Origin of the sequence: Pseudomonas sp. TWR1-1-4, from assembly GCF_049897165.1 — a bacterium.
In the GTDB taxonomy this organism is placed as follows: domain Bacteria; phylum Pseudomonadota; class Gammaproteobacteria; order Pseudomonadales; family Pseudomonadaceae; genus Aquipseudomonas; species Aquipseudomonas canadensis.
Window position 1 is genome coordinate 52,616 of record NZ_JAFCVS010000008.1, and the last position, 23,696, is coordinate 76,311.

Consider the following 23,696-nt stretch of genomic DNA (forward strand, 5'->3'; position numbering starts at 1 on the left):
CCACGCCCCTCAGGAAATCAATTTATCCAAATCTTCTGCTGATAGACGTTTGAGGGCCTCCAAGGATTTAGCCAATGCGTCCTGCACCGGCGAATTATTTGTTTGCTGGGCGGCGACATGGGCACTGAACTCGGCCAGGGTCGGCGTGGTGAAAATCGATTTGACGTCAAATTCGGCGTGCAACTGCTCACGCAGGCGCACCACCACCTGGGTTGCCAGCAGGGAATGCCCGCCCAGCTCGAAGAAGTTGTCGTGCAGGCCCACCCGCTCCACATCCAGCACTTCGGCCCAGATCGCGGCAATCTGTTGCTCCAGTTCGCTGTTCGGGGCGACGTACTCTCGGGCTTGCAGGCTGGCGTCGGCTTTCGGCAGGGCTTTGCGGTCCAGCTTGCCGTTGGGGCTCAGGGGCATCTGCTCCAACACCATCCACTGGGCCGGGACCATGTAGTCCGGCAGCTGTTGCGCAAGATGGGCGCTTAGCACATCGCGCCAGTCGTCATCGGCGTTTTGCAGCACCAGGTAGCCCACCAGGAACTTGCCATCCACCGCCAGTACGGCGGCCTCACGCACCCAGTCGTGTTCCAGCAGGCGCGCTTCGATTTCGCCCAACTCGATGCGCAGGCCACGCAGCTTGACCTGATGGTCGATACGCCCGGCGTACTCGATCACACCGTCTTCGCGGTAGCGCGCCAAGTCGCCCGTTCGGTACAGGCGCTCGCCCTTGACGAACGGGTGGGCAACAAAACGCTCGGCAGTCAGTGCTGGACGACGATGGTAACCCCGCGCCAGGCCGATGCCGCCCAGGTACAACTCGCCCAGCACGCCGACCGGCACCGGCTCGAAGTTGCTGTCGAGGATGTAGCACCCGAGGTTGGCAATCGGGCGACCAATCGGCACTGCATCGCGGCCTTCATCGACACAGGTCCAGTGGGTCACGTCGATGGCGGCTTCGGTCGGGCCGTACAGGTTGTAGAGCCCGGCCTGGGGCAGCTTGGCGAAGACCTGCTGCTGGGCATCCACCGGCAAGGCCTCGCCGCTGCACACGATGCGGTGCAGGGTCTGACAGGTCGCAACCGTCGGGTCTTGCAGGAAGGCCTGCAACATCGACGGCACAAAGTGCAGCGTGGTGACCTGTTCTGTATTGATCAGCTTGATCAACTTGGCCGGATCCCGGTGAGCGCCCGGAGCCGCAACCACCAGGCGTGAGCCAGTCATCAGCGGCCAGAAGAACTCCCACACCGAAACGTCGAAGCTGAACGGGGTCTTTTGCAACACGGTATCGCTCACATCCAGGCCGTAAGCCTCCTGCATCCACTGCAGGCGGTTGGCCAGGGCCGAATGACGGTTGCCGGCGCCTTTGGGTTGGCCGGTGGAGCCTGAGGTGTAGATCACATAGGCGAGATTTTCGCCGTTCACCACAATTTCAGGATTGGCGTCGCTGTAGCCTTCGAACGCGGCTTCACCCAGCACCAGGCTATTCAAGCCTTGCGGAATCGGCAGTTGCTCAAGCAGATGCGCCTGGGTCAGCAGCAGTTTCACGCCGCTGTCGTCGAGCATGTACGCCAAACGATCACGCGGGTATTCCGGGTCCAGCGGCACATAGGCGCCACCGGCCTTAAGCACCGCAAGCAGGCCTACCACCATTTCAATCGAACGCTCTACCGCCAGGCCCACCAGCACGTCCGGGCCCACACCGGCCTCGATCAATCGATGAGCCAGGCGATTGGCACGCCGGTTCAGCTCGTCATAGCTCAAGCGCTGCTCGGCAAACACCAGCGCAGCAGCGTCCGGCGTGCGCGCCACCTGTTGTTCAATCAGTTGATGCACACAGTGCTGTAACGGGTAGTCCTGCGCCGTGGCGTTCCAGTCAACGACCACTTGTTGACGTTCAGCCAGCTCCAACATTGCCAGGTCGCCCAGGCGTAGTTGGTCGCCGTCGAGCATGGCTTGCAGCAGGTTGACCAGGTGGCGGCCATAGGTTTGCACTGTGACTGCGTTGAAATGCGCACGCGCAAAGCTGAATTGCACAGACAGCGTGTCACCGACATCCACCAGCACCGTCAGCGGAAAGTTGGTTTGTTCGCGAGAATCCGGCAGGCCGAAACGGATGCCACTGCCACCGCCCTGCTCCAGGGCCTTGGACACCGGATAGTTTTCAAACACCAGGATGTTGTCGAACAAGGCTTCACCGCCCTGCCCGGCCCAGCGCTGGATATCGTACAGCCCGGTGTGTTCATGCTCACGCAACGCCAGGTTCTGCGCCTGCACCGCTTGCAGCCAGTCGGCCACGGTCTGCTGGGCGTCCACCGCGCAGATCACCGGCAGGGTGTTGATGAACAGCCCGATCTGCTGCTCCACCCCCGCCAACTCTGCCGGGCGCCCGGCCACGGTGGCACCGAAGGACACCACCGGCTGCCCGCTATGGCGCTGCAACAGGACCAGCCACGCCGCCTGGATCAGGGTGTTGAGCGTGACCTTGTGAGTGCGCGCGAAGGCTTCAAGCCGTTCAGTCAGTGCGCGATCCAGGCTGAGCTGATGCTCGCCATGCCCCTCCGCCGCCGTCGGCTGGCTGCTGCCCAGGCGCGTGGGTGCTTGCAGAACGCTCAGTTGTTCGCGCCAGAAAGTTTCAGTCGCTGCGGCATCACGCTGCTGCAGCCAGCCGATGTAGTCGCGATAACGCCCGGCCGCTTCAGGCACTGCGACACCGGCATAACGTTGCAGCACTTCGCCGAACAGCCGCGAATTGCTCCACCCATCCATCAAGATGTGATGGCTGGTGTAGATCAGTTCATGGCGTTGCTCATCGGTGCGCACCAGCACCAGGCGCACCAGGGGCGCCTTGGCCAGATGGAAGCCCTGGCGGCGCTGGGCCTCCTGAAGGTTCTGCAATTCCAGTTCGCGCTCCGGCATCGCGCGCCAATCGAGGTGTTCGATCGGCAACCGAGCCTCGCGATAGACCACTTGGCACGGCCATTCGAGCTGGCCCTCCCAAAAGAACCCGCTGCGCAGTACATCGTGGGCTTGCACCGTGGCATCCCAAGCTTGCTGGAACCGCGCCACGTCCAGGCCATCGGCCGTCACGCGGATCTGGTTGATGTAGTCGCCGGCAGTCTGTTCATACAGGGTGTGGAACAACATGCCCTGCTGCATCGGCGACAGGGTGTAGATGTCTTCAACGGCATCGGCGACCAACGGCAGGGATTCCAACTGCTGCTGGTTCAGGCGCGACAACGGGAAGTCGGACGCCGTCACGCCGTTGTTGCCAGGCGTGCAGCAGTGTTCAACCAATGCGGTCAGTTCGCGGGTGAAGGCCTGGCTCAAGGCTTCGATCTGCGGCGCCTCGAACATCAGCGGGCTGAAGGTCCAACCCATTTGCAGTTCGCCGCCGTACACCTGGCCGTTGAGGGTCAACCAGTTGCCCAGTGGCGCATCCGGGCTCTGTTCGGCGCCAGCGTGTTCCGAAGCCGGTGTGAACAGGCCGTCCGGCTGGTCAAAGCTGCCGTCGAACTGGCCCAGGTAGTTGAAGGTAATGCGCGGCCCCGGCAGCGCGCTGAACGCCCGGCGCGTGGCGTCGTCACCCAGGTAACGCAGCGCGCCGAAACCCAGGCCTTTGTCCGGCACGGCACGCAGTTGCTCCTTGACCTGTTTGATCGAGGTGGCCAGGGATTCGGCCGGGGTCAGGCGCACCGGGAACAGGCTGGTGAACCAGCCCAGGGTGCGGGTCAGGTCGATGTCGTCGAACAGGTCTTCACGGCCATGGCCTTCCAGCTGGATCAGGCTGGAGGCTTGCCCGGTCCATTGGCAGATGACGCGTGCCAAGGCGGTCAGCAGCAGATCGTTGATCTGAGTGCGATACGCCGTGGGCGCCTGTTGCAGCAATTGCCGGGTGCGCTCGGCATCCAGTTGGCTGACCACCGTCTGGGCCAGACGGCCGGGACGTGCGCCTTGCGGATCACGGCAGGGCAAATCGGCAGGCACGCCTTGCAGCTGTTGCAGCCAGAAGGCTTTTTCCGGCTCGATCGATTCGCTGCGGGCATGCGCCTGCAAACGCTCGGCCCAGGCCTTGAACGAAGACGTTTTGGCCGGCAATTTCCGCTGGCGATACAGGCTTTGCAGGTCCTCGAGGAACACCCGCCAGGAGACACCGTCCACTACCAAGTGGTGCATGATCAACAGCAGACGCTGGGAGCCGTCAGCCATTTCTGCGAGTACCGCACGCAATAATGGGCCTTGTTGCAGGTCGAGGCTGCGCTGGGCGCGCTCGCACAGGGCTTGCAGTTCGGCGGCGTCCTGCACGCTGGCCTGCCATAGCAGCGTTGCAGGTTGCGCATCATGCCGCGCAGTCCAGCCTTCGGCTTGCTGGCTGAAACTCAGGCGCAGCACGTCGTGGTGCAGGGTGAGCACTTGCAGCGCAGCTTCCAATGGCTCGGCCAGCAGAGGCTGGCGTGGCGTCAGCAGCAAGGACTGGTTCCAGTGATGACGGTCCGGCAGGTGCATGTCGAAGAACAGTTGCTGGAACGGCAGCAACGGCGTCGCGCCCTGCACCGGGCCCTGGTCGATCACCTGTGCCGTCTGCAACTGCGCCACGCGGGCCAGGCTGCGCACCGTCTGGTGCTGGAACAGCGCCTTGGCGGTGAAATGGATACCGGCCGCCCGAGCGCGGCTGACCACCTGGATGGAGATGATCGAATCACCCCCACGCTCGAAGAAATTGTCGTTCAAACCCACCTGCTCAACGCCCAGCACGTCAGCCCAAATCGCGGCGATCTGTTGCTCCAGCGCACTGTGCGGCGCTTCGTAGTGGTGAGTGGCTTCGGGTTTGGGCAGCGCCTTGCGGTCCAGCTTGCCGTTGGGGCTCAGGGGCATCTGCTCCAGCAGCACCCATTGCGCGGGCACCATGTAGTCCGGCAAGTGCTGGCCAAGATGGACGCCCAGCACGTCACGCCAGTCATCGCTGGCATTTTGCAGCACCAGGTAGCCGACCAGGTATTTACCGTCAACCGCCAGCACGGCGGCCTCACGCACCCAGTCGTGCTCCAGCAGGCGCGCTTCGATTTCACCCAATTCGATGCGCAGGCCACGCAATTTGACCTGATGGTCGATACGCCCGGCGTACTCAATCACGCCGTTGTCGCGGTAGCGCGCCAGGTCGCCGGTGCGGTACAGGCGTTCGCCCTTGACGAACGGGTGAGCGACAAAACGTTCGGCGGTGAGCGCCGGTCGACGGTGGTAACCCCGCGCCAGGCCGATACCGCCCAGGTACAACTCGCCCAGCACGCCCACCGGCACCGGTTCGAAGTTGCTGTCGAGGATGTAGCAACCGAGGTTGGCAATCGGACGGCCGATCGGCACCGCATCGCGGCCTTCGTCCGCGCAAGTCCAGTGGGTCACGTCGATGGCCGCTTCAGTCGGGCCGTACAGGTTGAAGAGTCCGGCGTGCGGCAGCTTGGCGAAGACCTGTTGCTGGGCATCCACCGGCAAGGCCTCGCCACTGCACACAATGCGTTGCAGGCTCTGGCAGGTCGACACCGCCGGATCCTGCAGGAAGGCCTGCAACATCGACGGCACAAAGTGCAGCGTGGTGACCTGTTGGTGATTGATCAGGTTGATCAGCTTGGCCGGATCACGGTGATCACCCGGCGCGGCGACCACCAGGCGCGCGCCAGTCATCAGCGGCCAGAAAAACTCCCACACCGACACATCAAAGCTGAACGGGGTCTTTTGCAGCACGGTATCGCCGGCGTCCAGCCCATAGGCTTCCTGCATCCATTGCAGGCGGTTGAGCAACGCCGAATGACGGTTGCCCGCGCCTTTTGGCTGACCGGTGGAACCTGAGGTGTAGATGACATAGGCCAGGTTTTCGCCATCCAGGGCAATGCTGGGGTTGGCGTCGCTGTAGCCTGAGCAATCCGACTCACCCAACACCAGGGTTTCCAGGCCTTGGGGAATCGGCAACTGATCACGCAGATGCGCCTGGGTCAGCAGCAGTTTCACGCCACTGTCTTCCAGCATGTACGCCAAGCGATCACGCGGGTATTCGGGGTCCAGCGGCACATAGGCGCCCCCGGCCTTGAGTACGGCCAGCAAGCCGACCACCATGTCGATCGAGCGCTCCACGGCCAACCCTACCAGCACGTCCGGCCCTACGCCGGTTTCAATCAGGCGATGGGCCAAGCGGTTGGCGCGGCTATTCAGTTGGGCGTAGCTCAGGGACAGGTCGTTGAAGCACAAAGCCGGCGCATCTGGCCGTGCCAGCGCCTGGGCTTCGATCAACTGGTGCACCCACTGCCCTTGCGGATAGCCGCGCTCGGTGGCGTTCCATTGATACAGGATGTGCTCGCGCTCATGGGCGTCGAGCGTCGCCAGGTCCTGCAAAGGCAATGCGCTGTTCGCCACCGCGTCACGCAGCAGGCCCAGCCAATGCTCACCCATCCGCGCGACAGTCGCGGCGCTGAACAGGTCGGTGGCATAGGTCAACGAGGCCCAGATGCCCTCGCCGCTTTCCTGGGTATCCAGGCTCAGGTCGAACTGGGCGCTGTGGCTGTCCAACTCCAAGTTGGCCACGCTCAGGCCAGGCAGTTGCTGTCCTGCGGAATGCGAACGGGCCTGATGGTTGAACATCACCTGGAACAGCGGGTTGTGGCTCAGGCTGCGCTCGGGTTGCAGCGCTTCCACCAATTGTTCGAAGGGCAGGTCCTGGTGAGCCTGGGCCTCCAACGCACGGCGCTTGGTGTGCTGCAGCAACTGGGCAAAGCTCATCTGGCCATCGAGGTCGGCCTTGAGTACTTGCGTATTGACGAAGAAGCCAATCAGCGATTCGGTCTCGACGCGGTTGCGGTTGGCAATCGGCACGCCGACGCGAATATCCGGCTGGCCGCTGTAGCGGTACAGAAACGCTTGGAAGGACGCCAGCAACAGCATGAACATCGTCACGCCTTCGCGCTGGGCCAGGGCCTTCAACCCCTCGACCAATGCCGGTTCCAGCGCAATATCCTGACGCGCGCCACGAAAGCTCTGTTGCGCCGGGCGTGGCTGGTCGAACGGCAGTTCCAGCACCGGCTGCGTGCCGCTGAGCAGTTCACGCCAATAGGTCAGCTGACGGGCCTTCTCCCCCGCTTCCATCCAACTGCGTTGCCATAGCGCGTAGTCGGCGTACTGGATCGGCAGCGGCGCCAAGGCACAGTCCTGCCCCTGGCTGTAGGCGGCGTAGAGCTGCATCAGTTCCTGCACCATCACGCCCATCGACCAACCGTCGGAGACGATATGGTGTTGCACCAATACCAGCACGTGCTCCTGGTCACTCAGTGCAAGCAAGCTGACACGCAGCAAAGGCCCCTGCTGCAAATCGAAGGGACGGGCGATTTCAGCTTCTACCGATGCCTTGAGGTTTGCCTCGTCAACCGCGCTTTCAGCGATCTCGATGACAGCCTGTGGGAGTACTGCCTGGGCGCGCTGCTCACCGTCCAGATGCAGACGGGTGCGCAGGCTTTCATGACGTGCCACCAGGGTGTCGAAGCTGCGTTGCAGGGCCGCCTTGTCCAGGCGCCCGCTCAGGCGCAGGGCACCAGGGACGTGATAGGCGGCACTGTCCGGGTCCAACTGCCAGAGAAACCATTGGCGTTCCTGGGCGTAGGACAGCGGCAGGTGCTGGCCGTCCTCGCGGACCGAGGCGATCGGCAGTTGAGCGAAGCTCATGCCCCGGCTTTGCAGGCGCTGGTAAAACTGCTGGCGCTGTTCCAGAGGCAGGCGAAGAAAGCGCGAAACCAGATCGATGTTTGGGTTGGAAAGCATGGGTCAAATCGCCTCTAGTTCGCTCAAAAAGTCACGAAGATCATCAAAATCTTCCGCGCTGCCAGCGCGGAAGGTGGCGGCGGCCTGCACATAGGCGCGCAGCGTTTCGGTCTGGAACACTTCCACCAACGGCACTTCCAGGCCCAGATCGGCCTGGACCCGCGAAGTGATCTGGATCGCTAGCAGGGAATGGCCGCCCACTTCAAAGAAGTTGTCGTTCAGGCCGACCTGCGGCAGGCGCAATATGTCGGCCCAAATCGCCGCGATCTGCTGTTCCAGCTCGGTTTCGGGGGCCACGTAGGCCTGTTGCAGCAGGCTCGTATCCGGTTCGGGCAGGCCCTTACGGTCGAGCTTGCCGTTGGGGGTCAATGGCATTTGTGCGAGGAACATGAAGTGCGCGGGCACCATGTAATCCGGCAGATGGGTTTTCAGCGCACGGCGCAAGGTTTCGCGCAATTGGGTTTCATTGGCGAGCGGGCCCTCGGCCGGCACGACATACGCCACCAGTTGTTTGCCGGTCGGAACGTCCTGGGCGACCACCACGGTTTCGCCAACGTTGTCCTGCTCACGCAGGCGCGCTTCGATCTCGCCCAGTTCGATGCGGAAACCACGGATCTTCACCTGATGGTCGACACGCCCGAGGTAATCCACCACGCCATCCGGACGGCCACGGGTCAGGTCGCCGCTGCGATACACGCGGCTGCCAGGTTTGCCGAATGGGTCCGGCACAAAACGCTCGGCAGTCAGTGCCGGCCGTTCCAGATAACCCCGTGCCACGCCTTCGCCGCCCAGGTACAACTCGCCAGCTACGCCGATGGGTTGCAGGTTGAGTTGCGAGTCCAGCACGTAGCCGCTGCGGTTGCCCAGCAAGGTGCCGATGGGGGCATAAACCGCGCCGCATGGATCGCCACGGCGAGCCTTCCACAGCAACGGCGTGACCACGGTTTCAGTCGGGCCGTAACCGTTGAACAGGTAAGTCGGCTTGAGTGCGCGCCAGGCCAGGTCGTAGCTGGCCTGGGCTACCGCATCACCGCCAAAGCAGTACACACGCACTTTGGGTGGGTTGCCGTCACGCTCGGCATGCTCGGCCAACTGTTGCAGGTACACCGGCGGGAACACCGCCATGGTCACATTGTGGCGGTGCATTTGTGCGTAGGTGTATTCGGGCAGCCACAGGCTGTCGTCACGGACCAGCACGCTGGCGCCATTGATCAGCGGGTGCATCCAGCCTTCGTGGGAGCCGTCGAAGGCGAACGACATGAAGTGCAGTTCGCAGTCAACCGGCGATGTTTCATAGCGCTCGCCGGTGGCGATGATGTGCGCCACCAAAGGACCGTGGGACACTGCCACGCCTTTTGGCATGCCGGTGGAGCCGGAGGTGTAGATCACGTAGGCCAGGTTATCGCCGTCCAGCTTCACGTCCGGCGCAGTGTCGCGGTAATCGGCCCAGTCTTCGGTGCGATCAATCGCCAGGGTGTCCAAGCCCTCGGGAATCGGCAGTTGCTGCAACGCGCGGCTATGGGTCAGCAACAATTGCGCACGGCTGTCTTGCATCATGTACAGCAGGCGGTCACGCGGGTATTCAATGTCAAGCGGCACATACACGCCACCGGCTTTCATCACCGCGAGGAACGCCACCAGGCTTTCGGCACTGCGTGGCATGGCAATCGCCACGCGCACTTCCGGGCCGACGCCACGGGCGATCAAGGCGTGGGCCAGGCGATTGGCCTGGCTGTCCAGCTCGCCATAGCTCAGGGTTTGCGCGTCGAATTTGACGGCGATCGCCTGGGGGTTTTCCCTGGCGCGATCGGCTACCAATTCATGCACAAGACGCTCGGCCGAGAAGCCAGCGTCAGTCTGGTTCCACAATCGCAGGATGTGCTGCCGTTCATCCTCGCCCAGCAGGTTCAATTGGCTGATGGGCTGTTGTTGATCGGCAACCATTGCCTGCAACAGGTTCTGCCAATGGCTGCCCATGCGCGCGATGGTCGCAGGTGCAAACAGATCGGTGGCATAACTCAGCGATGCGCCGAGCTGGTTCCCGGACTCCTCGATGTCCAGGATCAGGTCGAAATGCGCGGCGGTTTCATCCCAGGTCACCGGACTCATGTCCAGCTGCGCCAGGCGCTGCAAATGCTCGCCGGCCAGGCTGATGTGGTGGTTGAACGCGACCTGGAACAAGGGGCTCAAGCTCAGGCTACGCTCGGGTTGCAGGGCCTCGACCAGTTGCTCGAATGGCAAATCCTGATGCGCCTGGGCTTCCAGTGCGCGCTGTTTGACCTGGGTCAATAGCTGCCGGACAGTGGTCTGCCCGTCGACATCGGCCTTGAGCACCTGGGTATTGACGAAGAAGCCGATCAACCGCTCGGTTTCGACCCGGTTACGGTTGGCAATCGGCACACCGACACGAATGTCCTGCTGGCCGCTGTAGCGATGCAACAACGCCTGGTACGAAGCCAGCAGCACCATGAACAGTGTCACACCTTCGCGCTGGGCCAGGGTCTTGAGGCTGTCGACCAGCGTAGTCGGCAGCGCAATATTCAGGCGTGCACCCCGATGGGTCGGCACCGCCGGACGCTGGTGATCGAACGGCAACTCCAGCACCGGCTGCTCACCGCCCAGCAGGTCACGCCAGTAATCGAGCTGGCGCGCTTTTTCCCCGGCCTCCATCCAGTCACGCTGCCATTTTGCGTAGTCGGCATATTGGATCGGCATCGCCGGCAATTGCAGCGCCTGGCCTTGGCTGTAGGCGGCGTAGAGCTGCACCAACTCGTCGACCATCACTTGCATGGACCAACCGTCGGAGATGATGTGGTGCTGCACCAGGACCAGCACGTACTCCTCTGCTGCCAGGCGCAGAAGATTCACACGCATCAGCGGCCCCTGGCGCAGGTCGAAAGGTCGGGCTACCAGCGCTTCAACCCTGGTCTTGAGCTGGGCCTCGTCGGTAGGTTCCGACACCAGCTCGATCCGTGCCTGCGGGCTGACCACTTGTACCGTGCGGTCGGCCTCTTGCTGCAAGTGCGTGCGCAGGCTGTCATGGCGCGCTACCAGGGTATCGAAGGCACGTTGCAGGGCCACCTGGTCCAGCGGACCTTTCAAGCGCAGCGCACTGGGCACGTGATAGGCCGAACTGTGCGGGTCCAGCTGCCAGAGAAACCACTGACGCTCCTGGGCGTAGGACAGCAGCAAGGGTTGAGTGCGGTCTACCGCTACCAGCGCCGGTGCCGAACCCTGGACGTCGCCCAGGCAGCTGACAAAGTCGCCAAGCACAGGCTGTTCAAACAACGTCTTGAGCGCGACTTCGATGCCCAGGCCGTGACGCACCCGAGACACCACCTGCGTGGCGAGCAGCGAATGACCACCCATTTCGAAGAAGTGATCGTTGAGCCCTACCCGCTCGGCGCCCAGCACCTGGGCCCAGATGGCAGCGATGCGTTGCTCCTTCTCAGTCACGGGCGCGACCCATTCGGCCAGCGAATGGCTGGCATCCGGCTTGGGCAGCGCGGCACGATCTACCTTGCCGTTGGGGCTCAAAGGCAGGCGTTCCAGCACCAGTAGATGCGCCGGCACCATGTAGTCCGGCAGCTCCTCGCGCAGCACGGCCTTGAGTTGGGTGCGCAGTTCGGCTTGCCGGGATTCGTCGAGCGCTTGAGTGGCCACGACGTAACCCACCAACTGGTTGTCCGCGGCGATGACCAACGCCTCGCGCACACTGACCTGGGCCAGCAGGCGCGCTTCGATTTCGCTCAGTTCGATGCGGAAACCACGGACCTTGACCTGATGATCGATACGCCCCACGTACTCGATCATGCCATCGGCACGGTAACGGGCCAGGTCACCGGTGCGGTACAGGCGACCAGTGCCGTCGGTGCAAAACGGATCAGGAATGAAACGGTGGGCCGTCAGGTCCGGGCGGTTGAAGTAACCCCGCGCCAGCAACGGGCCGCCGATCACCAACTCGCCCGCCACACCTACCGGCACCGGGTTGAGGTTGGCATCCAGCAGGTAGATGGCACGGCCATCCAGCACGCGACCGATCGGCATCATCGACGGCAGGGCTTCACGGCCATCCACATAGGCAGCGCAGTCCAAGGCGGTGGCGGTTACCGTGGCTTCGGTGGGGCCATAGGTGTTGAGCAGGCGCACATGCTCCAGGCCCGCTGCCCGCCAGGCATTCAAGCCTTCCGGCGGCATGGCTTCGCCGCCGATGTGCAGTTGGCGCAGGCGTCCGTAGTCACGCGGGCCCCGGTCGGCAAAGTCGCGCACCAGCAGCAGCCAGTAGGCCGTGGTCAGGTCGACCACGGAGATGTCGTGTTCGATCAGCTGTTGATAGAAGGTGTCGCTGTCCCACAGGTCGCCGCCGCGTACCACCACCGCAGCGCCGCAGCACAGCGCCGGGTAGAGTTGCTCGACGAAACCATCGAAATTAAAGGTGCCGAACTGCAGCACGCGGTCATGGGCTTGCAACGCAAACAACTCGGTGAAGACTTCCACATGCCGAGCCAGGGCGCCCAGATCGATGCCCACGCCTTTTGGCCGGCCGGTAGAACCGGAGGTGAACATCACGTAGGCCAGGTTGGCCGGCTGCGTGCTGGAAGACGGATTTTCGCTGCTGTAATCGACGAGCCAGTCGACTCCGGTTTCCAGGCAAACGAGGGTCAGATCCTCGCTGAGCGGCAACTGCTCCACCAACGGCTGCTGGGTCAGCAGCAGTTGCAGACCGCTGTCCTCGATCATGCACTGAAGGCGCTCGGCTGGGTATTTCGGGTCCAGCGGCACATAAGCGCCGCCGGCCTTGAGCACCCCCAGCAAGCCGACGATCATCTCCAGAGAGCGGTCCACCGCAACACCCACCAGGGTGTCGGCGCTGACGCCCAACTCGATCAGGCGATGGGCCAGTCGATTGGCGCGCACGTTGAGGTCGGTGTAAGTCATGTGCTGCTGATCCAGGATCAGCGCGGTGTTTTCCGGGTGCAATGCCGCTTGTTGTTCGAAGCGTTGCAATACGCTGGCCTTGGCGGGCTGAGCAACACCCCGCGGGTTCCAGTCTTGCAGCACGCGGGTGTATTCGTGTTCCAGCAGCAACGGCACGGCGCCCAAGGCCTGTTCCGGCGCACTGGCGAATTGCTGTAGCAAGCCCTGCAGGTAGGCGCCGATGTGCTGCACCGCGTCGGCAGCAAACTCGGCTCGCAAGTATTCCAGGTGCAGGCTCAGGTGCTCGCCGCCCTGCACAGTGAGGGTCAATGGGTAATTGGTGCGCTCCTGATGGCTCACAGCACTGAAACGCAAGCCGCTCTCCCCCGACTGCTCCAGGCTCTTGGCCACCGGGAAGTTTTCGAACACGACGAGCGTGTCGAACAGCGCCTCACCGGCCGAGCCGGCCCAACGCTGGATGTCGAACAGCGGCGTGTGTTCGTGGTCACGCATTTCCAGGTTCAATGCCTGAACGCTACGCACCCAATCGCTGACGCTTTGCGCCGGGCTGGCGGCAGCAATCAGCGGCAAGGTGTTGATGAACAGGCCAACCTGCTGCTCGACATTCACCAGCTGCGCCGGGCGCCCGGATACCGTGACCCCACAGACGACGCTGGACTGACCCGTGTAGCGCTGCAACAGCAACAACCACGCCGATTGCACCAGGGTGTTGAGGGTCACTTGATGGGCACGTGCGAAAGCGGTCAGGCGCTGAGTCTGAATGACATCCAACTCACACAGGAGTTCGCCGTATTCGTCACCCGTGTGCGCGGCGCTTTTGGCCACAGCACGTGCCAGGTGCGTCGGTTCTTCCAACTGCACCAGGCGCTGGCGCCAGAACGCTTCGCCCACCGCAGGGTCCTGCTGTTGCAGCCATGCAATGTGCTGGGAAAACGCCGCGCATACCGGCGGCAGCGCCTGGCCCTTGCAGGCTTGCAGCACTTCATTGAGGACCAGGGCATTACTCCAGCCATCCATCAGGATGTGGTGGCTGGTGTAGATCAAGTGCCAGTGGTCTTCGCTCGTGCGGACCAGCGCCACCCGCAGCAACGGCGGGCTCGCCAGCTCGAAGCCCTGGCGATGGTGCTCGGCGGCCAGGCTGTCGAGGGCCGCCGGCAGATTCGGACGGTCGCGCCAGTCGTATTCGATGAAGGGCAAGCTGACTTGGCGATGCACCACTTGCAGGGCCTGGCCCTGGTCGTCTTGCCAGACAAAGCCGGTGCGCAACATGTCATGCCGTGCCAGCACTTGCTCCCAGGCGCCTTGAAATACTGCAACGTCCATCCCCTGCACGTCGGCGCGCAATTGGCTGACATAGACGTCATCCTCACCTTGCTGGTAGAGGCTGTGGAACAACATGCCCTGCTGCATGGGCGACAGTGGATACAGGTCTTGCACGCTCCGTGCAGGCAGTGCCAGGTCGTCCAGCTGGGCTTGGGTCAGGTGCGCCAGGCTTACATCGGCCGGTGTCAGGCCGCCGTGCTGCGGGTTGAGGCAATGCGCGATCAACGCCAGCAGTTCCTGCTGGTAATCGTCCGCCAGCTGCTGGATGGTTGCTCTGTCGAACATCTCGCGACTGAACCCCCATTGCAGGGCCAATTCGCCGCCATACACCTGCCCTTCCACCGTCAGCCAATTGGCCAGCGGCGCCTCCGGGTCCTGAGCCTGACCGCTGCCCTGGGTCGACGGAACGAACAGCGCCGACTCGTTGAATTGGCGGTCGAACTGGCCCAGGTAGTTGAAGGTGATGCGCGGCGCGGCCAGGCTCGATAGGGCTTCGCGGGCCTCAGGCGTTCCGAGGTAGCGCAGCAGGCCGTAGCCGATGCCCTTGTGTGGCACGGCGCGCAGTTGTTCCTTCACTGATTTGATTGCAGCCGACAGCTCGCCATCGGCTTGCAGGCGTACCGGGAACAGGCTGGTGAACCAGCCGACGGTGCGGCTCAGGTCGACGGTGTCGAACAGGTCTTCGCGGCCATGGCCTTCCAGCTGGATCAGCGCCGCGGGCTGTTCGCTCCAACGGCTGATGACGCGCGCCAGTGCGGTCAGCAGCAAGTCGTTGACCTGGGTGCGGTAGGCCGCTGGGGCGTCTTGCAGCAGTTGACGGGTCTGTTCGGCACTCAAGCGGATTTCGACTTTGCTGCCCAGGCGGTTTTGCAGACCGCCCTGGGGGTTATCGCACGGCAAATCGGCACTCGCAGTCTGGGCCTGCCAGTACGGCAGTTGGTCATCCAGCGTCTGCGCGTGGGCCTGCAATTGCTGCGCCCACCGCTGGTAGGCGCTGGTCTTGGCCGGCAATGCGACGTTGCGGTAAGCCTGTTGCAGGTCTTCGAGCAGGATGCGCCAGGACACGCCGTCCACCGCCAGGTGATGCACCACCAGCAACAAACGTTGGGCGCCGTCGGCCATCGTGACTAAGGCCGCACGCAACAAAGGGCCCTGTCCAAGATCGAGACTGCGCTGGGCCTCGTCGCAGAGTACGGCCAACTCAGCGTCGTCTGCGACCTGGGTTTGCCACAACCCGGGCGTAGTCACCGACTCGGCATGGGCTTGCTGCCAACCGCCAGCTTGTTGCACAAACCGCAGGCGCAGGGCGTCGTGGTGGTTGATCAGTTGGGTCAAAGCGGCTTCAACGCGCGCAGGCTCCAGGGTTTCCCGTGGCGTCAGCAGCAACGACTGGTTCCAATGCTGGCGCACCGGAATCGCCTGCTCGAAAAAGCTGCGTTGCACGGGCGTGAGGATCACCTCGCCGGTGACCGCCCCCTGGTCGATGACCATCGCCTGCTCGAAGCTTGCCACCAGCGCCAGGCTGCGCACGCTCTGGTACTGGAACAGGTCCCGTGGACTGAGGCGAATACCCGCCTGGCGCGCACGGCTGACTACCTGGATGGAGATGATCGAATCACCGCCCAGCTCGAAAAAGTTGTCTTCCAGGCCGATCTGCGCCACCCCCAGTACATCGCTCCAGATCGCTGCCAAGGCTTTCTGCAGGTCGTTTTCCGGTGCGACATAGGCCTGCTGTGGCGCGGCGTCCGGCACTGGCAAGGCCTTGCGGTCGAGTTTGCCGTTGGCGGTTACCGGCAGCTTGGCCAGGTACACCAGATGGGTCGGCACCATGTATTCCGGCAGGCTGCTAAGCAGCCAAGCCTTGAGATCGACCGGCGCCTGGTCTTCCAGCACCAGGTAGGCCACCAATTGCTTGCCGCCTTGCACCAACACCACGGCTTCGCGCACCGAGGGGTGTTGCATCAGGCGCGTCTCGATTTCACCCAACTCGATACGCAGGCCACGCAGCTTGACTTGATGGTCGAGGCGGCCGAGGTATTCGATGACGCCATTGGCGCGCTGACGCACGCGGTCGCCCGTGCGGTACAGACGCGTGCCGTCACCGAAAGGACTGGGCACAAAACGTTCGGCAGTAAGTGCCGGACGTCGATGGTAACTACGGGCCAGACCAGTGCCGCCCAGGTACAGCTCGCCGCTGACGCCAGCGGGAACCGGATTGAGCTGGGCATCGAGCACGTAGGTGCCGAGGTTGGCGATAGGCCGGCCAATGGGCACGCTGTCGGCGCCTTCGTCGACACAGGTCCAGTGGGTCACGTCGATGGCTGCTTCGGTCGGCCCGTACAAATTGAACAAGCCCGCCTGAGGCAACTTGGCAAATACCTGCAATTGCGCATCCAGCGGCAAGGCTTCGCCACTGCACACGATGCGCTTGAGGCGGGTGCACGCTTGCACTCCCGGCTCATGGATAAACGCCTGGAGCATCGAGGGCACGAAGTGCAAGGTGGTGATGCCGTGCTGCCCAATCGTCTCGATCAGGCGCGCCGGTTCGCGATGCTCGCCGGGCGCTGCGACCACCAGGCGTGCGCCGGTCATCAGCGGCCAGAAGAACTCCCACACCGAAACGTCGAAGCTGAACGGGGTTTTCTGCAGGACCGCATCGCTGGCGTCCAGGCCATAGACCTGCTGCATCCAGCACAGGCGGTTGACCAGCGCGCGATGGCTGTTGCCGGCGCCCTTGGGCTTGCCGGTGGAGCCCGAGGTGTAGATCACGTAGGCCAGGTTCAGCGCGTGAAGCGTAACGTTTACCGATTCGCGGCTGTAGCCATCGAGCCAGTCGGCAGGCTGGTCCAGGACAATCACTTGAATGCCCTCGGCAGGCAGCACTGGCAACAGGCTGTGCTGGCTGAGCAACAACTGAATGCCGCTGTCCTCGACCATGTAGGCCAGGCGTTCCTGGGGATACTCAGGATCCAACGGAACGTAGGCGCCACCCGCCTTGAGAATGGCCAGCAGACCGACCACCATTTCGATGGAGCGCTCGATGCAGATCCCGACCAGCACGTCCGGACCTACACCCTTCTCGCGCAAGGCATGGGCCAGCTGGTTGGCGCGGGCATTGAGCTGGGCATAGGTCAGCGCTGTGGCGCCGAACAACAGCGCGGGCGCGTCGGGCGTGGCCCGCACCTGGTCTTCGATCAGGTGATGGATGCCGCGCTCGGTCGGGTAAACCTCGGCGGTCTGGTTCCAGGTGTGGACCAGCACTTGCTGCTCATCCGCATCCAGCATCGGCAGTTCACCGATGCGCTGCGTACCGTCGGCCCCCATGGCCTGCAACAGACGCACCCAATGCCCGGCCATGCGCTCGATGGACGCCGCGTCGAACAGGTCATTTGCGTAGGTCAGCGCGGCGTAGAGGGTGCCGGATTTTTCATAGGTATCGAGGGTCAGGTCAAACTGAGTGGTGCGGCCTTGCCACTCCACCAGCGCCAGCTCCAGGCCGGAGGCCGTGCTGACGCTCGCAATGTCGGCCACCACCGGCTGATGGTTGTACATGACCTGGAACAACGGCGTATGGCTGAGGCTGCGTTCGACCTTGAGGGCCTCCACCAGGCGCTCGAACGGCAATTCCTGATGGGCCTGGGCGCCCAGTGCATGCTCCTTGATGCTTTGCAGCAGCTCAGTGACAAGGGTTTGCCCGCTCAGCTCGGTGCGCAGCACTTGGGTATTGACGAAAAAGCCGATCAGCCCTTCGACTTCAGTACGGTTACGGTTGGCGATTGGCACGCCGACGCGGATGTCGCCTTGCCCGGTATAGCGATGCAGCAGCACGTTGAACGCACCGAGCAACAGCATGAACAGGGTAACGTTGTGTTTTTGCGCAACGCTGCGCAGTTGTGCAGCCAGCGCGGGTTCGATCGCGAAGTTATGGCGCGTGCCCTGGTAGCTCGGCATGGCCGGGCGTGGGCGATCCGTGGGCAACTCCAGTACCGGGTGCTCATCGCCCAGGCGCGCCTGCCAATACTCCAATTGTCGAGCCTGCTCACCCGCTTCCAACCAGCGACGTTGCCACAGGGCATAATCGCTGTACTGGATCGGCAAGGCCGGCAGTTGCGGTATTTCATTGCGCTCATGAGCGTCGTAGCAGCGAATGAACTCCTCGATCAGCACGTTCATCGACCAACCATCGGAGACGATGTGGTGCAGGGTCAGCAGCAACACATGCTCCCGCGTGTCGAGCTTGAGCAATTGCACGCGCAGCAACGGGCCGTTTTCCAGGTCGAACGGCAGCAGCGATTGACGGACCGCGGCGTCGTTGACGGCCTGTTCGCGTTCGGCGGTAGCGAGGTGGCTGAAATCGACTTGCTCGACGGCCAATGACGTCGCCGTCGGCACTTGCAACAGGCGCTCGTCGGCCTGGCGCTGGAACACCGTGCGCAGGGTTTCATGCCGCGCGACCAGGCTCGTAAACGCTTGCTCCATCGCTTCCAGGCTCAACGTGCCTTTGAGGCGTACAGCACCGGGCAAGTTGTAGGCGCCACTGGCCGGGTCCAACTGCCAGAGAAACCACATGCGCTGCTGTGCATAGGACAGCGCCTGGCGATCCTCCGCTTCCACCCCTGCCGGAATCGGAAACCGGGAAAAATCCACACCTTCTTTCTGCAAGGCCTGCAGGAACAATTGGCGTTTTTCCAGGGGCAACCCGATAAACCGGCGAGCAAGTTTCAAGGAGTCTTCAGCATTCATTTCTTGGAGTCCGGAGCAATAGGCGGGAAGCACAAAGGCACGTCGTCCCTATAAAACGAACCGGACAGGGAAAAATTAGCGGGGAGTGGAAGGCGTGGAGCGGGGTGTCATTAAGGGTTACATCAATCTCGGCAGAGACACCCGAACCCGAGCTAGCATTGACGAACACCACTTTTTGCAACTACATTTAGTTACACGCAGGGAACGCCGTGTCCAAAAATGAAAAGCTGCTCGCCAAACTGCTCAATGAGCACATGGCATTTACCTGGCCTGAGCTCGTAACGCTGCTGCTACGGCTGGGCTACACACAGATTGAAGGGGCTGGAAGCCGGGTCAAGTTCGACATCGGCGACCCCAGTGCAATGATCACCTTGCACAAGCCTCACCCTGGCAACGAACTGAAACACTACATTCGGCGCCAGATCATTGAGCAATTGAGGTCAGGAGAACTGATTCAGTGAACAACCAACTGAAACACAAAGGCTACATCGGCTCTATCGAAGCCAGCGTCGAAGACAACTGCCTATTCGGCAAGATCCTGTTCATCAAGGCACTGGTGAGCTACGAAGGTAAAACCGTCGCAGAGCTGGACGCTGCATTCCGTGAGGCGGTGGATGACTACCTCACCACTTGCCAGGCCCTCGGGCAGCCACCGGAGAAGCCCTGCAAGGGCTCCTTCAATGTCCGGGTCGGCCATGACTTGCACTTGGCGGCTGCCCTGGCGGCGACCCGCAAAAAAGTGACCCTCAATGACCTGACACGCCAGGCCTTGAATGAGTTTTTACAACATCATGGCAATGACGCATGCCCTGCGGTTAGCTGATCACCCCAAGCGCCGATAACCCAACACTGCCGCCCCCAGCACCACCGCCCCCGCCGCCAACGCCACGTAGAACCCGCTGGTGGCGCCGAAGTGGTCGATCATCCAGCCGGAACTGGCAGCGCCAATGGCCACGCCGATGCTGAGGCCGGTGATCAGCCAGGTCATGCCTTCGGTCAGGCGGCTGGCGGGTACGATCCGCTCCACCAGGGCCATGGACACGATAAGGGTTGGGGCGAAGAACAACCCAGAGATAAAGATCGCCACGGCGAGCCCGGGAATGTTGGTTACCAGAAGCAACGGCAAGGTGGTCACAGCCGTAGCCACGCCACAGAACAGGAACTGCCGAGGCAACGACACCTTGAGTTTCAGGGTACCGAACGCCAGCCCTGCCAGGCACGAGCCAATGGCGTATACCGACAGCACGATACTCGCTGCCGCTGGTTGGCCCTGATGCTGGGCAAACGCGACGCTGACCACGTCCACCACGCCAACAATCACACCCATGGCCAGCAGCAGGATCATCAGGATCAGCACCGAGGGTGACGCAATCAGCCAGCGACCGTGGTGGCCCTGATGTGCATGCACAGGCGGTTCGGTCTCACGCTGCAATACAAAGGTGGTGACACCCACCGCCAGCAACAACGCGGCGACCAGAGGCCCCGCCTCCGGAAACAACACCACGCTCAACCCGACCGAAATCGGCGGGCCGATAATGAAGCACACCTCGTCCAGCACCGACTCCAGGGCAAACGCGGTTTGCAGCTTGGGCTGGCCCCGGTACAACTCGGTCCAGCGCGCCCGCACCATGGCCGACATATTGGGCATGCATCCGGCCAACGCGGCGAACAGGAACAGCAGCCAGTTCGGTGCTTGCAGCCGAGTACACAGCAGCAACATCAACAGCGCCCCGCCGCCAATCAATGCGGCAATCGGCAGCACTCGGCCTTGACTGTACTGGTCCACCAGCCGCGACACCTGCGGCGCACAAAACGCCGTCGCCAAGGCGAAAACCGCCGCGACCGAGCCCGCCAGGCCATAGCCGCCATGTACCTGCGAGAGCATGGTGATCAAGCCGATCCCCGTCATTGATACCGGCATGCGCGCAAGCATGCCCGCCAGCACAAAAGCCCGGGCGCCAGGGACTTGGAACAACTCGGCGTAAGGGTTTGCCATCTTGCTCGACCTCTTCATGAATGCCCTGGAACTTGCTATTCACAAGAATCGAGGCAAAATACATACGGTGCGTATGTGACAAATCATGCTTAACATACGCAGCGTATGTCAATCTTTCCCTTGCCGATTGTGAGCCCAACCATGAGCCGTGCCCGTGCCGAAATGATCGAAGACACCCGCGCCCGGCTGATCGCCAGCGCGCGTCAGGCTTTTGCTACACAAGGTTACGCGAATACATCGATGGACGACTTCACCGCCCGTGCCGGTCTGACCCGAGGGGCGCTGTACCATCACTTTGGAGATAAGAAAGGTTTGCTGGCCGCCGTGGTTGGCCAACTCGACAGCGAGATGGATGCGCGTTTGCAGCGCATTTCAGATGAAGCTGAAGACCCCTGGAGCGGCTTTTGCGAACGTTGTCGTGCCTACTTGCGTATGGCACAGGACGACGAAATCCAGCGCATTGTGTTGCAGGATGCGCCGGCCGTCCTGGGCGACACCGGCGCCCAGCAACATTGCGTGGAGTCATTGCGCCAGTTGCTGGAGGCGCTGATGCAGGCCGAGGTGATCCCCTGCGTCCCGAGCCTTGCACTGGCGCAATTGATCAACGGCAGCCTGGTCAGTACCGCCCTGTGGATCGCCCGGGATGAACACCCGGACGAGCGGCTCGAACAAGGCCTGCAAGGTCTTGAACTGCTGCTACGCGGCCTGAGCCTCACACCAACCGCTTGATCTGCTTGTGCCGCCACACCAACCGGTAATACGTAGTCTGCAAGGCCAGCATTGCCAAGTAGGTCACGGGGAACGCCATCCACACGCCTTCCAGGCCAAAATGCGCGTTGAACAAGTACGCCATCGGCAGTTCGACGCAGAGCACGCAGAAAATCGAGATCACCACCGGCATCAGCACCACGCCGCTGGCACGCATGATCCCGCCAACCACCGCCTGGAAGCCAAAAACCAAGATGCTCCACAGCATGATGTGCAGCAGGTGTTCAGCCTTGACCCGTGCCGCATCGTCGGTAATGAACAGCCCGAGCAACCAGTGGGACAACACATAGCCCAACACAATCAGGCCTCCGGTAAGGCACAGGTTGATCAACAAACCGGTGCGCAGAATCGGCCCGATACGCTCTAACCGCCCAGCACCAATCGCCTGCGCACCGAGGATCGAGGCAGTGATGGCGATCGACAACGCCGGGAACTGCACGTAGTTGACGATCTGCGTCACCGCGCCATACGCCGCCGTGGCCTGGGAGCCGTGGCCGTTGACCAGGGCGAGGATGACCAATTCCGACAGTGACAGCACCACCATCTGCAGGCCGGTAGGCAAGCCGATGCGCAGGACTTTGCCGAGAATCACAGGGTCCAGGCGCAAGGCCGCGAGCAGTTCGCGGTCCGGCGCCATCACATGGTTTTTATGCCGAAGGCGCAAGATCAAAAACAGCATGGCCAACGCGTTGCCCACCAGCCCGGCATACACCGCGCTCTGGATGCCCATGGGCGGCAGGCCGATCCAGCCCCCAATCAGTGCCGGCGTGAGCAGCAGGCCGACCAGGGTCGACACCATCAGCGCCAGCAACGGCGAGATCGTGTCGCTGACGCCGCGCAGCAACTGGGTGTAGAGGATGAACACCAGCAACAACGGCATGATCAGCATCATCTTCTGGGCATAGCCAACCGCATCGTCCAGCACATCAACCGGCGTGCCCAACGCCTGCAATGCGGGACGCGCAAACAGACTGCCCAGCACCGCCGCGGTCACCCCCACCAGCGCCCCCAACGTCAGGGTTGCGCCAGTGATCACCTTGACCATCGCCGTTTCCTGCGCCCCCCAGGCCTGGCCGATCAGCACCGAGGCGCCCGCCCCCAGGCCGATCACCAGGGCAATGAAGAAAAACACGATGGGAAACATGCCCGACACCGCCGCCAGCGCCTGGGTGCCGAGCATCTGCCCGACATAGATACCGTTGAGCGTGCCGGAAAAACTTTGCAGGAAGTTGGACAGCACCATGGGTGCCAGAAAGATCAGGTAGATCTGCCACAACGGCCGTTGTTGAGTGACTTCCATGAGGGTAGGGATCCAGGAATGGTGATCAGACTGGGAACGCGTTGCGCGTCAGCCAGGCCAAGTAGGTTTGCACGTCCACCGGCCAGTGCGCGATCTTGCCGGAGAAGTCCGTTGCGTCAAACGCAAACAGCGCGCGCGAAGCCTCTTCGAAACCGGGCAGGTCGCCGCCGATGGCGCTCATGAAACGATACCCGGCCTCCTTGGCCTGGCGTATCTGATCACGGGAAGCATGGGCAGTGCGAGCTTCATCCACCAGCCGGCGCAACGCAGCCGATGCACCGCCGCGCTGCTGGCCCAGCCATTCCCAATGACGCGGCAATAACGTGACTTCGCGTGCGACCACGCCCAGTTTAGGGCGCCCGACCGAGGGTGCAGCAGGAGGCTCATCGGGTACTTCGGCCTGGAGCGGTTGTGCGGGCGCATAGCCTGCCGGCCAGGGGAAATCGACTTGGAGGCCGGTGGCGTCATCGAATACCAGAAAGCTGCCCGCAGCATGATCAAGACTGGCGAGTATATCGGCAACGTCGGCGTAGGGACCCGCCGCTACACGCTGGTGGCCAACGAAGGCAGTGCACGTAGAAAGGTTTTGCGTAGGCATAGCTATTACCCGGATATTAATTGTTTTACCCGGATTATATTAGCCAAAGTTTTAGGAGATGCAAGGACTCTTGTGGTGAAACTCCTAACGGCTCACCCCTGAGCGGCGAACTAAATCGGATAACGTAGGAATCCAGGTTTTATTCCATCAATTCGCTCGATGGCAGAGTCAGTAATTTCTGATTGGACGCGTGACGGGCCTATCGATAGATTCCCCAGCGAAGATAGCTTTTAGCCATC

8 protein-coding genes are annotated in these 23,696 nt (G+C 62.4%); 3 read left to right on the plus strand and 5 right to left on the minus strand.

Translation table 11 applies throughout. The features are described 5' to 3' along the window. Nucleotides 1–9: 9 nt before the first annotated feature. Together ACP7C6_RS24830 and ACP7C6_RS24835 are read right to left on the minus strand one after the other, a co-directional pair. Entirely contained in the window at nt 10–7,791 is a 7,782-nt protein-coding gene (locus ACP7C6_RS24830) for an amino acid adenylation domain-containing protein (RefSeq protein ID WP_426109356.1), read from the minus strand. 3 nt (nt 7,792–7,794) lie between these two features. After that, nucleotides 7,795–18,795, minus strand: coding sequence for an amino acid adenylation domain-containing protein (locus ACP7C6_RS24835; protein WP_426109357.1), 11,001 nt, complete (start codon nt 18,793–18,795; stop codon nt 7,795–7,797). 209 nt (nt 18,796–19,004) lie between these two features. Here ACP7C6_RS24835 and ACP7C6_RS24840 point away from each other — a divergent pair, with 209 nt between their 5' ends. Both ACP7C6_RS24840 and ACP7C6_RS24845 read left to right on the plus strand, forming a co-directional pair. Further along, entirely contained in the window at nt 19,005–19,256 is a 252-nt protein-coding gene (locus ACP7C6_RS24840) for a type II toxin-antitoxin system HicA family toxin (protein WP_122684445.1), read from the plus strand. Continuing rightward, nucleotides 19,253–19,618, plus strand: coding sequence for a type II toxin-antitoxin system HicB family antitoxin (locus ACP7C6_RS24845; RefSeq protein WP_068936147.1), 366 nt, complete (start codon nt 19,253–19,255; stop codon nt 19,616–19,618). The genes ACP7C6_RS24840 and ACP7C6_RS24845 overlap by 4 nt, the downstream gene beginning before the upstream one ends. Here the strand turns inward: ACP7C6_RS24845 and ACP7C6_RS24850 are convergent, their stop codons facing one another. Then, on the minus strand, nt 19,619–20,791 hold the full coding sequence (locus ACP7C6_RS24850; RefSeq protein ID WP_068936149.1) for an MFS transporter: 1,173 nt from the start codon (nt 20,789–20,791) through the stop codon (nt 19,619–19,621). It lies immediately after the preceding gene. A gap of 141 nt (nt 20,792–20,932) precedes the next feature. Between ACP7C6_RS24850 and ACP7C6_RS24855 the strand changes: the two genes are divergently transcribed. Then, nucleotides 20,933–21,520: a TetR/AcrR family transcriptional regulator gene (locus tag ACP7C6_RS24855; protein WP_068936151.1), complete on the plus strand. Its 588-nt coding sequence runs from the start codon at nt 20,933–20,935 to the stop codon at nt 21,518–21,520. Here ACP7C6_RS24855 and ACP7C6_RS24860 read toward each other — a convergent pair. Together ACP7C6_RS24860 and ACP7C6_RS24865 are read right to left on the minus strand one after the other, a co-directional pair. Then, nucleotides 21,504–22,859, minus strand: a complete 1,356-nt coding sequence (locus ACP7C6_RS24860) for an MATE family efflux transporter (RefSeq protein ID WP_028619828.1) — start codon at nt 22,857–22,859, stop codon at nt 21,504–21,506. The two genes, ACP7C6_RS24855 and ACP7C6_RS24860, sit on opposite strands and share 17 nt — an antisense overlap. A 25-nt stretch (nt 22,860–22,884) precedes the next feature. Next, nucleotides 22,885–23,457 carry a DUF2239 family protein gene (locus tag ACP7C6_RS24865; RefSeq protein WP_122684437.1) on the minus strand — a complete coding sequence of 191 codons (573 nt, stop codon included), beginning with the start codon at nt 23,455–23,457 and terminating at the stop codon, nt 22,885–22,887. Nucleotides 23,458–23,696: the final 239 nt, after the last annotated feature.

Excerpts from the sequence above, each read along its gene's own strand:
- ACP7C6_RS24830 (WP_426109356.1), bottom strand. The coding sequence starts at position 7,791 with ATGCTTTCCAACCCAAACATCGATCTGGTTTCGCGCTTTCTTCGCCTG.
- ACP7C6_RS24860 (WP_028619828.1), bottom strand. The coding sequence starts at position 22,859 with ATGGAAGTCACTCAACAACGGCCGTTGTGGCAGATCTACCTGATCTTT.
- ACP7C6_RS24865 (WP_122684437.1), bottom strand. The coding sequence starts at position 23,457 with ATGCCTACGCAAAACCTTTCTACGTGCACTGCCTTCGTTGGCCACCAG.
- ACP7C6_RS24835 (WP_426109357.1), bottom strand. The coding sequence starts at position 18,795 with ATGAATGCTGAAGACTCCTTGAAACTTGCTCGCCGGTTTATCGGGTTG.
- ACP7C6_RS24855 (WP_068936151.1), top strand. The coding sequence starts at position 20,933 with ATGAGCCGTGCCCGTGCCGAAATGATCGAAGACACCCGCGCCCGGCTG.
- ACP7C6_RS24850 (WP_068936149.1), bottom strand. The coding sequence starts at position 20,791 with ATGGCAAACCCTTACGCCGAGTTGTTCCAAGTCCCTGGCGCCCGGGCT.